The 12,080-nt window shown below is 71.2% G+C and carries 12 protein-coding genes and 1 pseudogene; 9 read left to right on the top strand and 4 right to left on the bottom strand.

Annotated features, from left to right (window positions below):
* Positions 1-113: 113 nt before the first annotated feature.
* From FHS22_RS35880 to FHS22_RS35870, 3 genes are all read left to right on the top strand, one after another.
* The gene (locus FHS22_RS35880) at positions 114-254 is read left to right on the top strand and encodes a hypothetical protein (RefSeq protein WP_184948660.1); all 141 of its coding nucleotides are present in this window, start codon (positions 114-116) and stop codon (positions 252-254) included.
* 338 nt (positions 255-592) lie between these two features.
* Positions 593-1,354 carry an SDR family oxidoreductase gene (locus FHS22_RS35875; protein WP_184948659.1) on the top strand — a complete coding sequence of 254 codons (762 nt, stop codon included), beginning with the start codon at positions 593-595 and terminating at the stop codon, positions 1,352-1,354.
* Positions 1,355-1,445: 91 nt separating this feature from the next.
* The gene (locus FHS22_RS35870; RefSeq protein ID WP_184948658.1) at positions 1,446-2,306 is read left to right on the top strand and encodes a helix-turn-helix transcriptional regulator; all 861 of its coding nucleotides are present in this window, start codon (positions 1,446-1,448) and stop codon (positions 2,304-2,306) included.
* 209 nt (positions 2,307-2,515) lie between these two features.
* Here FHS22_RS35870 and FHS22_RS35865 read toward each other — a convergent pair whose 3' ends face one another.
* Positions 2,516-3,619: a LacI family DNA-binding transcriptional regulator gene (locus FHS22_RS35865; RefSeq protein ID WP_184948657.1), complete on the bottom strand. Its 1,104-nt coding sequence runs from the start codon at positions 3,617-3,619 to the stop codon at positions 2,516-2,518.
* A 136-nt stretch (positions 3,620-3,755) separates the two neighbouring features.
* Here FHS22_RS35865 and FHS22_RS35860 point away from each other — a divergent pair, with 136 nt between their 5' ends.
* A complete protein-coding gene (locus FHS22_RS35860) occupies positions 3,756-4,658 on the top strand; it encodes a phytanoyl-CoA dioxygenase family protein (RefSeq protein ID WP_184948656.1) in 903 nt (300 codons plus the stop codon).
* A gap of 17 nt (positions 4,659-4,675) precedes the next feature.
* Here FHS22_RS35860 and FHS22_RS35855 read toward each other — a convergent pair whose 3' ends face one another.
* Positions 4,676-5,227, bottom strand: a complete 552-nt coding sequence (locus FHS22_RS35855; RefSeq protein ID WP_184948655.1) for a GNAT family N-acetyltransferase — start codon at positions 5,225-5,227, stop codon at positions 4,676-4,678.
* A 527-nt stretch (positions 5,228-5,754) separates the two neighbouring features.
* Complete coding sequence (locus tag FHS22_RS35850; RefSeq protein WP_184948654.1) at positions 5,755-6,618, bottom strand: SDR family NAD(P)-dependent oxidoreductase; 864 nt, start codon at positions 6,616-6,618, stop codon at positions 5,755-5,757.
* Between the two features lie 85 nt (positions 6,619-6,703).
* Between FHS22_RS35850 and FHS22_RS35845 the strand changes: the two genes are divergently transcribed.
* The 5 genes from FHS22_RS35845 (at position 6,704) to FHS22_RS35825 (ending at position 11,730) form a co-directional block, all read left to right on the top strand.
* Positions 6,704-7,276, top strand: a complete 573-nt coding sequence (locus FHS22_RS35845; protein WP_221474546.1) for a TetR/AcrR family transcriptional regulator — start codon at positions 6,704-6,706, stop codon at positions 7,274-7,276.
* A 590-nt stretch (positions 7,277-7,866) separates the two neighbouring features.
* On the top strand, positions 7,867-8,727 hold the full coding sequence (locus FHS22_RS35840) for an SDR family oxidoreductase (RefSeq protein ID WP_184948653.1): 861 nt from the start codon (positions 7,867-7,869) through the stop codon (positions 8,725-8,727).
* 272 nt (positions 8,728-8,999) lie between these two features.
* The gene (locus FHS22_RS35835; protein WP_184948652.1) at positions 9,000-10,259 is read left to right on the top strand and encodes a sensor histidine kinase; all 1,260 of its coding nucleotides are present in this window, start codon (positions 9,000-9,002) and stop codon (positions 10,257-10,259) included.
* Positions 10,256-10,924 (top strand): response regulator, encoded by a 669-nt coding sequence (locus FHS22_RS35830; protein WP_184948651.1) that lies wholly within the window; start codon positions 10,256-10,258, stop codon positions 10,922-10,924. The genes FHS22_RS35835 and FHS22_RS35830 overlap by 4 nt, the downstream gene beginning before the upstream one ends.
* A 140-nt stretch (positions 10,925-11,064) precedes the next feature.
* A complete protein-coding gene (locus FHS22_RS35825) occupies positions 11,065-11,730 on the top strand; it encodes a class I SAM-dependent methyltransferase (RefSeq protein WP_184948650.1) in 666 nt (221 codons plus the stop codon).
* A 150-nt stretch (positions 11,731-11,880) separates the two neighbouring features.
* Here FHS22_RS35825 and FHS22_RS35820 read toward each other — a convergent pair.
* A pseudogene (locus FHS22_RS35820) lies at positions 11,881-12,080 on the bottom strand (hypothetical protein); the annotation flags it as partial.

Raw genomic sequence — 12,080 nt, 5'->3', positions numbered from 1 at the left:
AAGCGTCAGCGGCGTTTGCAACACGTCGATAGCCAGGCCGACTCTTCCTGGCTCAAGGGCGGCGCCCCTCCCCTCCGGAGTGCGAAGGAGCAGGGCACAGAGTGGCCGGAGCGGTGGCCGTAGCAGTGATCGTGGGAGTGGTGGCCGTCGCGCTACGCGCGCTGGACCGCTGCCAGTCCGAGCAGGTGTCCACGGTGCTGACCAGTCTGACCCGCTTTACAGCTGTGCTGCTGCGCTCGCGGCACACAAAATGACGGGGGCGGGCGCGGAGTTCTCCGGCGGCGCCGTCTGCCTCCGCAACGCTCGCGAATGGTGGCGTACGCCGACGATGCGGGATTCGGTACCGGCAGGTGCCCTGCTTCCTGCGCGGCAGCAAGAAGAGACCCAGCCGGAAGCCGAGTTTCCGGCACCCGCAGGGTTTCCGCGGACCGGGCCGTCCGGCCCAGGGTGGTACCGGCTCTCCCAGGGAACGGCAGGCGCTGGCCGGCCGTCCCTGCCGGGCGCAGAGTGGTCCGCATCACCGCACCGGCCCGCCGGAGTTACCGGGCCGGACCACCGGAACCGGCCCGCACAGCAGACCTAGGAGAACCCCGTGAGCTATCCCTCACTCGCCACCCGCACCGCCGTCGTGACTGGAGCGGCCAGCGGCATGGGGGCAGCCACCGCCCGCCTGCTCGCCGCGGGCGGCGCCCGCGTCGCCCTGTTCGCCCGGCGCACCGACCGGCTGGACGCGCTGGCCGCGGAACTCACCGCCGCCGGAGGCCAGGCCCTCGCCGTCACCGCCGACATCACCGACCAGTCCTCCGTCGACGCCGCGGCCAAGGCCGTCCACGACGCCTACGGCCTGGTCGACCTGGTGGTCAACAACGCCGGCGTGATGCTGCCCAACCCCCTCTCCGAGGGCCGGCTCGACGAGTGGACCCGCATGATCGACACCAACCTCACCGGCGCCCTGCGCGTCATCCGCGCGTTCGCCCCCGACCTCGCCGCGGCCGCCGCCGATGGCCGCACCGCCGACCTGGTCAACATCTCCTCCATCGCCTCTCACGTCCTCTTCCCCGACTACGCCGTGTACGGGGCCACCAAGGCCGCCCTCACCCAGCTGTCCGCCGCACTGCGCACCGAGCTGGGCCCGCGCGACGTCCGGGTCAGCACCATCGAGCCGGGTCTGACCGACACCGAGCTCGGTGGGCACATCGACAACACGGAACTGCGCGGGCAACTCGACGGGATGTTCACCACGATCCCGGCCCTCGCCGCCGAGGACATCGCCGACCTCATCGCGTACACCGTCAGCCGTCGCCGGCACGTCAACCTGCGCCAGTCGATCGTCCTGCCGACCCGCCAGGCCTGACATTCCCCGCTCTGGGTCACCGGCCGGTGGTGTGCTGCCTGGCACCGGCAGGGCCAGGCAGCACACCACCGCGATCGGCCACAATCGTCGTATGAACACCGCGACCACTCTGAGCGACTTCCTCCGGAACCGCCGCGCCCGCCTGCATCCGCAGGATGTGGCCCTACCGGACTTCGGCGGGACGCGCCGTGTCACGGGCCTGCGCCGCGAGGAGATCGCCGAGCTCGCCGGGGTGAGCGTCGACTACTACACCCGGATGGAGCAGGGCCGCGTGTCCAACCCCTCGGACGCCGTGCTCAACGCCCTCGCCCACGCACTGCGGCTGAACGACGACGAGACCCGCCACCTGCACCACCTGGCCCGACCGCAGCGCACCGCCCGTTCGGCACGCGAACACCGGATCCGCCGGCAGAGCGTGCGGCCGATGCTCCGGCGGCTGCTGGAGGAGTTGAAGGACGTGCCGGCGGTGGTGATGGGCCGGCGCATGGACATCCTGGCCTGGAACCCGGCAGCGTGCGCCCTCTTCGGCGACTACGCCGCCATGGACTCGGCCAAGCGCAACATCGCCCGGATCACCTTCCTCGACCCGGCGTCCCGGGAGCTGTACGCGGACTGGTCCTCCTGCGCCCGCGAGAACGTGGCCTACCTCCATCTGGAGGCGGGCCGGAACCACTCCAGCGACCCGCAGTTGGCACATCTGATCGGGGAGCTGTCGATGAAGAGCGAGGACTTCCGCCGGCTGTGGGCGGAACATCCGGTCCAGGACAAGACCTCGGGCATCAAGAGGTTCCACCACCCGTTGGTCGGCGACCTGGAACTGACCTACGAAACCCTGCGCGCCGCCGACGACCCCGACCAGGCACTGATCACATATGCGGCCCAGCCGGGCACCTCATCCCACGACTCTCTCCGCATGCTGCTCGCATGGACCGCGTCACAACTCATCGCGTAGGGATTGACCTGGGAGTTCTTCGGAGTGGCTACACGGCTCGGTGATACTCATCGATCAGCCCACCGAGACGATCGCGGACGCAGCGGCACGACGGATCCGGTGCGCGGGTCTGTCCCGCTCTGCCGTGGCCACCCGTCACTTCTACGCCGGTCCCCCGGATGGGCCCTGGCTGCTCCACCAGCCGATGCGGCGCGCCGAGGTGGCAGCGGCTACACCGCTCGGTCGGTCCCCGTGCTCCTACGCGATCGTCCGGCTGTGCTTTCCCGGACCACCAACCGGTGGGCGGCCACGATCCTGCGGGCCGGAGGCGGCGCGTCCCCTGCGCCGGCCGCCGCCTCGGCATCACCTGGATCCGCCGCGCCGAGCGCCGGCCGTCCCGCCTTCAGCCGGTCGGCGAGACAGGCCAGGGCCTGGCGGGCGATCTCAGCCTTGTCCGGGGCCACGGTGGTCAGCGAGGGGGTGGCGTACCTGCCGTCCTCGATGTCGTCGAACCCGCACACCGCCAGGTCCCGCGGCACGCTGAGACCGTAGTCCAGCGCCGCCCGCAGCGCTCCCAGCGCGAGCTGGTCGCTGAAACAGAAGACGGCGTCCGGGGCGTGGCCCCCGTCCAGCAGCCGGCGCATGGCCCGTGCGCCCTCGGCCCGGTGCAAGGCCGTCACCGGAACCTCCAGCGCCGGGTCGGGAGCGACCCTCGCCGCGCGCAATGCCTGCCGGTAACCGGTCAGCCGCTGCTCGGCGGTGCCGTTGGACAGGTGCGGCTGCACACCGATCGCCGCGATCCGGCGGCGTCCCAGACCGATCAGGTGCGCGGTGGCCTCGGTCGCGGCCAGAACGGAGTCAACGCTCACGTGATCGATCAGCCCGGCGGCGTCCTGCTCGCCGAGCAGGACCAGGGGTACGGCATCGGCGCTGCGCCGCAGATCGGTGGGAGACAGGCCCCAGGGGCTCATGATCAGCCCGTCGATGATCTGGCCGGACATGCCCTCCAGCAATCGCCGCTCGCGCTCGGGATCGCCGTTGCTCTGGTCCACCAGCAGCGTCCAGGCATGTTCCTGCGCCGTCTGGACCAGCAGGGAGGCGAGCTCTCCGAAGTACGGTGAGTCGATCTCCGGAATGACCAGCCCGATCAGCCCGGATCGGCCCGCGCGCAGCTGTCGTGCCGCCGCGTTGGGCCGGTACCGGAGTTCCTCCAGCGCCTGCTGCACGCGCCGCCGGGTCTCCGGGGCGACCATCGGGAAGTCGTTGACGACGTTCGACACGGTGCGCACGGACACCCCCGCCCGCGCCGCCACGTCCTTCAGGCTCGCCCCCACCGCCGCGCCTCCGTGTCCGGCCGACCTCACCTGTCGAGAGATGCTCGTGCACCCGCCTTCCTGTCCAGGAAAGCACTGTTGCAACGTTGCATGCAACGTTGCAACATGAAGATTCCGAGACAGGAAGGCGACGGTCATGACAGAGACGAAGAAGCCCGCACCGGCACCGGTGGAGACGTCCCAGGATCGGGCACCCGCGACAGCGGCCTGGCGGGACGCGCGCGCGGACAAGGCGGATGTGACGGCTGCGTTCCAAGAGCTCTACCGCGAGGGGATCACCGCCCGGCGGGGCGCCTTCCACGCCGCGTGGGCGGATCGCATGGGAGAGGACATCGACGCGGCGTTCCAGGAGGCGCGCTCCCGGCCGGGCGGCGCCGTGGGACGCGGCCCGAACCGCTACTACGTCGAGATCCACCCCGAGCAGATGCGCGGCTTCGTCGACCTGGTGACCCACCCGTGGGTGACCGCCCTCTGCGAGGCGGTCCTGGGGCCGCGGTATGAGATCGTCGAGCTGGGCTTCGACGTGCCGCTGGCCGGGGCGGTCGATCAGCCCTGGCACCGCGACTTCCCCATGCCGGAGGAGACCCGGGAACACCGGCGGCTCACCTCGCTGGCGTTCAACCTCACCGCGGTGGACACCGAGCCCGACATGGGACCGTTCGAGATCGCCCCGGGCACGCAGTGGGACGACGACGCGTCCTTCGAACACGGCATGTTCCCGCCCAAGGACGCCTACCCGCGCTACCGCGAGCGTGCCGTACGCAAGTACCCCCGACGGGGTGACATCTCGGCCCGCTCCGCACTGACGATCCACCGGGGCACGGCCAACCGCTCCACCGAGGCGCGCCCCGTGCTCGTGCTGGGCGTCGACGCTCCCGGTGCGGGAAACGCCGCCCGCCACGACATGGCCGTCACGCGCGGCTACTGGGAGGGCCTGCCGCCGCAGGTGCGCGAGCACCTGCCCTGCCCAGTGGTCGACGAGCTGCGCCCCATCACGCAGAAGCACACGATCGAGGGCCTGGTGATGGGGGACGCGTAGGCGACTGCGCCTGCCGGTCAGCGGTTGAGGTTCTTGCGGTAGCGCAACTTGGTGATGGGCAGGACATCGCTGCGATCAACAACGACCGCGCCGTCGTGATGCCATCCGTTTCGCTCATAGAAAGCGCGGGCCCGGGTGTTGCCTTCCAGGACCCAGAGGGTTGCCTCGGCGTATCCGGCCGCCGTCATGGCGTCGAGGACGGCGGTGATCAGCCCTTTGCCCACGCCGGTGCCCCAGACATCGGGAGGCGTGTAGAGCGAGCCGATCATGCCCACCTGCGTGGAGTCGTCGTCCTCGTCGTCCGTAGGGTAGAAGCGCGAGTATCCGACAACGTGGTCCGCCTGCTCGGCGATCAGGGTGCCGGCCCGTGGCCCCCCGAAGCGGGTCAGCAAGCCTTCCCAAGTCTTCGTCAGCGCCTCATGGTCGAGGCCGTCCAGATACTCGTCCGGCAGAAGCCCACGGAAGGCCGCCTGCCATGATGCCCTCTGGACACCGGCCAGGGCCGGGGCGTCTTGCTGCGTGGCGGGTCTGATGCGGTGCGTCAGCGGTCTTCTCCGATGGTGTGTCATTCCGGGTGCTTGCGGACCCTAGTCGTGACCGGGCGGCGGGCGCAAAGCGATTATGTCCCTCCCCGAAGAAGGGACGTACGGAGCGGAAGGAGGCGAGCAGGCGGTCTAGAGGGTTCGCTGGGAGCCTGGGGGTGCCAGAAACTCGTCCACCCTGCGCATACTCGCGGATCAGCCCGTCGAAACGGTCACAGCGGATGACCTCCACATCGGCCTCGACATCGGCCTCGACCGGGTCGGGCAGGGTCCGGAGGGAAGCGGCCCGGCCCAGGGGTCGGTGCGGCCGGTGCTCGTCGAAGTGGGCCTCGTACGCGGCCGGTATCCGTCGTAGATGACGGGCGTTGACGATCAGCATCCGGTCGGGGACCTCCCGGCGCAGCCCACCGCTCCACCGCTCGCCTGCGGAGCCCGGGGCGGCGTCTTCCCCACCCGGATACCCGCGCCGGTGAACACCTCATCGAACACGGTTTCGACACGTTGCGGCCGGCCGACGGCGCTGAACGTTTTCCGCCGCTCTGCGGTCCAGACCCTTACCGGTGGACGGCGACGCCGGTGATCTGCTCGGACACCTCCCACAGCCGCCGCGCCAGGTCACGATCGGTCGCCGCGCCGCCGAGCCGGTCGAACCGCAGCCGGCCCTTGCCCGGGCCGATGTTGCGCCCGGTCGGTGCGGTGGGATCGGTCGCCGCGTGGAGCATCGGCGTCACGGCGTCGTCGATCGGCAGGCGCATGAAGGCGCCCAGCAGCGCGCCGACCGCACGAGTGAACGGTGACGATTCCCGGCCCAGATCGGTTTTGGCCATCCCGGGATGGGCCAGCAGGCTGCGCACCGGCGATCCGGCGGCACGCAGCCGCCGGTCGAGTTCCAGGGCGAAGAGCACGTTGGCCAGCTTGGAGGCGGCGTAGGCACCGCCCGGCGAGTAGCGCTGCTCGGCCGCGAGGTCGGCCAGGTCGAGGCGGCCTATCCGATAGAGACCGGAACCGACGGTCACCACCACCGGGTGCCGTCCGGCGGCCAGCCCATCCAGCAGCAGCCCGGTGAGCGCGAAATGGCCGAGGTGGTTGGTGGCCAGCTGGCTCTCGACGCCTTGCGGGCTGAGCCGCCGCGGGACGCCGCTGATGCCGCCGTTGTTGATCAGTGCATCAACGGTGATCCCGTCGGCGCGCATCTTCTCGGCGAAGGCACGGACCGTGTCGAGATCGAGCAGGTCCAGGTGGCGCGCCTCGACGTTGGCGCCGAGCCCGTGACGTACGCGATCGGCTTTCGCCACGTCCCGAACCGCCATGATCACTCGGCCGCCGCGGGCGGCGAGGTGGCGGGTCATCGCCGCCCCGAGGCCGCTGGAGGCCCCGGTGACGACGAACGTACGGCCGGTCTGATCGGCGAGTTCCATGATTTCCTCCAGCAGTAAACGGATGATTTATCCGATTCAAGGGGAAGCTAAGCGGATTGTCAATCCGGTTCGGTAGGCTGGCGCGGTGACCCCGCCCATGCGCGCCGACGCCGCCCGCAACCGCGAACGAGTGCTGGCCACGGCCCGCCTCGCAGCCGCCGAAGGGGATCTCTCGCTGCAGCTCAACGACATCGCCCGACGGGCGGGAGTCGGCGTCGGCACGGTCTACCGGCACTTTCCGACCCGCCGGGCGCTGCTTGAGGGGCTCGCCGAGGAGACGTTCGCCGCCCTGCTGGCGCAGGTCCGCGCCGCGAGCCGGCGCGACGACGCCTGGCTGGGCGTCGCGGATCTGCTGCGCGCCTTACTCGTACGGCAACTGACCGATCCCGCGTTCGCCGAGGTGATCTCCACCGGCCCGGATCTGGACGCGGCTCCCGCGACCACCGCTCATCGCGACGCATTCGACGCGCTGGCACGTTCGGTGCTGCAACGGGCGCGGGACGAGGGGCTGCTGCGGCCCGGCCTGACCGATGAGGACCTGCGTCACCTGGTGTGCGGGACCGCCTTCGCGTTGCGGATCGGCGATGCTTCGGCGGAACGCATCGACCGCTACCTGGAGGTCTTGCTGAGCGGCTTGCAGGCGAACACCCGAGGCTGAGGCGGAACTGCTGATCGCGCGCAACACCGACCCGGCGTCCCGGCTCCTCCACCTGCTGCGGATGCCGGTCTCCGGCGGTCCGGTGTTCCGCACCTCGGGGACTCGGCCACGGCAGGACGCGCCCTACTGCCGTCCGGTCGGCACCGGCGAGTGGCCGGCCGATCCGGAGATCGCCGAACGTACGGTATTGCGGTCCTGCCACTCCGCTCTTGTCGCGAAGCGCTGTCAGAACCAGCTCCTCAGGTCGATCCGCAGGTCAAGCGCCCTGCGACGACTTTTGAAGCGGTACAGGCAGCCCGCTCCCACAAGGGCGAGCCCAGCCCGACCGCGGCCGAGATGACCCGCAAGATCACCGCAGCCCTCGACGCCGTCTGACGAGGGCACCGTCCGGCTGCCGAAAGGCCGACCAGCGCGCCTGCAGCCGGCCGACCGGCCACGAAAGATCCATCAGGAACGTCCACGCCTCTCCGCCGACGGCGGACCCCGCCCGGTTCCGGTGGTGGTCCGCGGTCGGCGGCGGGCCGGCCTTCCACCGTCCATGGGAGACAGGTGGTCCACCCTGTCTCATGATCGTTAAGGAGTCCTCACGAATGCGTATCCCGTCCGGCCCTTCCCCGCGTACCTGGTTCATCACCGGTGCCGGCCGCGGCCTGGGCCGTGCCTACGCCGTGGCCGCGCTGGAGCGCGGTGATCAGGTGGTCGCCGTGGCCCGGAGCGTCGCGCGATCCGACTTCGACGACGCCCACGGCGACCGCGTGCTGGCGCTGGCGGTCGACGTGACCGACCGGGCGGCCGTGTTCGCCGCGATGTCCACTGCGGTCGAGCGCTTCGGGCGGCTCGACATCGTGGTCAACAACGCCGGGACCATGTCCTCGGGCATGGTGGAGGAGTTCACCGAGGCCGAGGCGCGTGCCCAGCTGGAGGTGAACTTCTTCGGCGCGCTGTGGGTCAGCCAGGCGGCCCTGGGGCGGATGCGCGAGCAGGGGTCGGGGCACATCGTGCAGATCTCCAGCATCGGCGGTCTGGGCGGCTTCCCGAGCACGGGGCTGTACAGCGCGAGCAAGTTCGCGCTGGAGGGCATGAGCGAGGCGCTGGCGCTGGAGGCGGCCGCCTTCGGGGTGAAGGTCAGCATCGTCCAGCCGGGCGGCTACTGGACCGACCTGTACACCAGCATGGCCACGACCACTCCGGCGGAGCCGTACGGCCCGCTGCGTGAGGAACTGGCCAGGCAATGGGCCGAGGGGTCGATCGACAGCGATCCGCGGCTGGCGGCCGAGGCGATGCTGAAGCTGGTCGACAGCCCGGAGCCGCCGTTGCGGCTGCTGCTCGGCAGCATGGTCTACGACCTGGCCTTCGACATCTCGCGCCGCCGGATGGCGGTCTGGGCGGGCTGGGAGGAGGTCAGCCGGGCCGCCGAGCACGCCGTACCCGCTCCCGGCGGCGCCGGCTGACCCGATGCGGCGCCCGCCTGCGCGGACGACCTGACCGCGAGGGCCGGGGACCTGGCCGCGTTCATCTCCGCGCTGGACGCCGGCCGGCTCCTTCCGCCCGAGCCGCCGGCGGTGCACGCTTGCGATCACGGCCGCTCGGCCGCGTAGCGTCGCGTGGATCTCTTGGGCAGACTGGAGGCGCGCCGGGCCGGCGGATGATCCGGGGCCGGCCGTGGCGGCAGTCGGAGGAATGGCTCCGTCCTCGCTGGGGGTGCTCGGCACTGAGACGACGGTTGGACGACCGGCAGTGGCGTGTCCGCGCCGGGCTGCGCGTGCTGCGCCGGGATCTGGCTCCCGGCGGGCAGGCACCGCTGTTCCTTCCGCCGCCCACGCGCTTCCCCTCCACCGCCTGGACAGCGCACCTGGTGGTGGGCGCCTACGCGGTGCTCATCTCCGCGGTCGCCTGGCACACGCTGATCGAGGACTACGGCCTGCGCAACGAGATGGCCGGCATGCTGGGGGCCGGGCAGGCGCTGGCGCTGCCGATGTGCCTGTACCGGCCGATGGCGGGCTGGTGGCTGTCCCTGGCCTCCGCCGCTCTCACCGCGGCGATCGTGCATCCCGGCCCGGGTGAGGCGATCTGGCCCACCCCCTGCCTGGCCGTCCACCTGAGCGTGCTCGCCCTGATCGCCTTCAAGGCCAGACCTCGGGTGCTGGCCGAGATGTGGTTGATCACCGTCGCGGTGGGCGTCGTTCTGGTGACCGTGCTACCGGGCGGACGGGAGCTGTGGGCTCTGACCGACATGACGGTGCTGTCGGCCGCGGCCCTGGTCGCGGTCGGCGCGCTGCGCGGGCGCAGCGAGGCGTTGCGCCGGGTGGCCCGCGCGGAGCTGGCGAGCGGGCAGGAGCAGACCCGGCGCGCGGTACTGGAAGAGCGCACCCGGATCGCCCGCGAGCTGCACGATGTGGTGGCCCATCACATGTCGGTGGTCGCCGTCCAGGCCGAGGCCGCGCCGTACCGGGTGGCCGATCCGCCCGAAGAGCTGATGCGCAGCTTCGCCACCATCCGCACCAGCGCGCTGGAGGCGCTCACCGAGCTCCACCGGACTCTCGGTCTGCTCCGGAACGGGACTTCCGGGCAGGAGAGCGGCCCGCAGCCGACCCTGGAGCACCTGGACGGCCTGGTGGACCGGATGCGTGAAGCCGGTCTGGATGTGGCACTGGACACGGACGGACGGCGGCGGGCGCTTCCCGCCGGGGTGGAGCTGTCGGCCTATCGCATCGTCCAGGAGGCGCTGAGCAACGTGCTGCGGCACGCTCCCGGCGCCACGGCGCACATCGAGGTCATCTACCGGTCCGCCTATCTGGAGCTGCACGTGACGAACAGCCCTCCGCCGATTCCGCCGCCGGCCTCTCCTGGATCCGGGCACGGGCTGCTCGGGATGCGGGAACGGGCCTCGATGCTGGGCGGGCGGCTGAGTTCCGGCCCCCGGGCCGACGGCGGATACGCCGTCGTCGCACGGTTGCCCCTCGAGGCGGGCGAGGACGGATGACCATCCGCGTGCTGGTCGCCGATGACCAGGCCATGGTACGTGAGGGATTCGTGGTGCTGCTCAACGCCCAGCCCGACATCGAAGTGGTGGGCGAGGCCGCCGACGGCCGCGAGGCCGTCGCCAAGGCCGCCGAGCTGGAGCCCGACGTCGTCTTGATGGACGTGCGCATGCCCGTGCTCAGCGGGCTGGAGGCCGCTCGGCGGCTGGCGGGCCGCGCCAAGGTACTGGTGCTCACCACGTTCGACCTCGACGAGTACGTCTATGAGGCGCTGCGGGCCGGGGCCAGCGGGTTCCTGCTGAAGAGCGCCACCGGCCGTGAGCTGAGCGAGGCGGTGCGGGTGGTGGCCCGGGGCGATGCGCTGCTGGCGCCGTCGGTGACCCGGCGGCTCATCGACGCCTTCTCCCGCCTGGCGCCCTCCCCGGCGCGCACCGGCCTGCGGATCGAGCAGCTGACCGAGCGTGAAAGCGAGATCCTCGCGCTCGTCGCGCACGGCCTGTCCAATGGTGAGATCGCCGATCGGCTCACGATCGCCGAACCCACGGTGAAGACCCACATCAGCAACCTGTTGACCAAACTGCGGCTGCGCGATCGCACGCAGGCGGCGGTGTACGCCTTCCAGACCGGCCTGGTGCGTCCCAACGGCCGCCCTCCGGAGCCGCCGTAGTCCCGCCCTGATCCGCCTCATCCTCCAGGACCGGCTCCGCGGATCGATCTGCGGGTCCATGACGTCCAGCCGCCCGCGTCCGTAGGTTCCCTTCGAACCCGCCGGCGGCGACGGCCTCCGGACCGGAGAAAAGGGGCAGTATGACCATCCCGGCACGGCTTCCCGAGACCATGCACCGCATGCTCTTCAGGACGTTGTCCCTGCTGACTCCACGAGGCCAGGGCGCGGTCCTGGGCCGTTACTTCGACTGGTGGCACCGCCGCCCGGATCCGTGGAACCTGGGAACCGACGGCTACGAACACCACAAGTACACCACCACGCTCCGGCAGCTGCCCGCCCGGCCGTACCGGCGCATCCTGGAGGTGGGATGCAGCGAGGGCGTCTTCACCCGGCTGCTGGCGACGGCCTACCCCGACGCCGAGATCACCGGCATCGACATCTCCGCTCGTGCCCTCGACCGCGCCCGCCGGCGGATGGGCGCCACCCGCCGCGTGCGCTTCCTCGAGGCCGACATCCTCAGCCATCGTCCCGACCACCGCTTCGACCTGGTCTTCTGCGCCGAGACCCTCTACTACCTGGGACGCGGCGACCGCGTCCGCCGGGCGTCGGCCCGGCTGAGCGATCTCCTCGACTCCGCCGGCCTGCTGGTCATGGTGCACCCCTGGCCGGAGGCCGAACGGCTCCACCGCCATCTGGAGGCCGGCACCGCGGTGGCCAAACTCACCGAGCACGTGGAGATCACCGTTCACCGGCCCTTCGCTGTAGCCGTCTATCAGGCCGGTACCGCTTCGCGGCCCACCGCATAGGGTTCGGCCCGGGGAGTCCTCCGGAGCGGTTGCGCAGCCCGCCGGCCGTCACGCCGGCTTCGACCTGCTCCGCATCCGCGTACTCCCCTACCGCTGACCCCGCGCAACGCTCTGTCGTCCGATCACCGGAAGCGGGCCGGAGCCCTTCTCTCAGGCGGTGAAGGCGGCGCGGTGCTCGCGGGCCCGGTCGGCGAAGGCGAGCGGGGACCCACCGGTGCGGCCCAGGTCGTCGCCGCGATCGTGCAGCTCGGCGAGGCCGGTCAGCATGGCCCGGCTGAGCCCGGCCTGCGTCAGCGCCGCGCCGCGGGTCACCACCGGCAGCGTGATCGCGAACAGCACGCCGATCGCGG

Source organism: Thiemannella venezuelensis, from assembly GCF_014203605.1.
Classification (GTDB): domain Bacteria; phylum Actinomycetota; class Actinomycetes; order Streptosporangiales; family Streptosporangiaceae; genus Planomonospora_A; species Planomonospora_A venezuelensis.
The sequence above is the reverse complement of the archived record's forward strand: the minus strand, read 5'-3'. Positions and strand labels throughout refer to the sequence as shown.

Excerpts from the sequence above, each read along its gene's own strand:
- FHS22_RS35860 (WP_184948656.1), top strand. The coding sequence starts at position 3,756 with ATGACAGAGACGAAGAAGCCCGCACCGGCACCGGTGGAGACGTCCCAG.
- FHS22_RS35870 (WP_184948658.1), top strand. The coding sequence starts at position 1,446 with ATGAACACCGCGACCACTCTGAGCGACTTCCTCCGGAACCGCCGCGCC.
- FHS22_RS35840 (WP_184948653.1), top strand. The coding sequence starts at position 7,867 with ATGCGTATCCCGTCCGGCCCTTCCCCGCGTACCTGGTTCATCACCGGT.
- FHS22_RS35855 (WP_184948655.1), bottom strand. The coding sequence starts at position 5,227 with ATGACACACCATCGGAGAAGACCGCTGACGCACCGCATCAGACCCGCC.
- FHS22_RS35850 (WP_184948654.1), bottom strand. The coding sequence starts at position 6,618 with ATGGAACTCGCCGATCAGACCGGCCGTACGTTCGTCGTCACCGGGGCC.
- FHS22_RS35830 (WP_184948651.1), top strand. The coding sequence starts at position 10,256 with ATGACCATCCGCGTGCTGGTCGCCGATGACCAGGCCATGGTACGTGAG.
- FHS22_RS35825 (WP_184948650.1), top strand. The coding sequence starts at position 11,065 with ATGACCATCCCGGCACGGCTTCCCGAGACCATGCACCGCATGCTCTTC.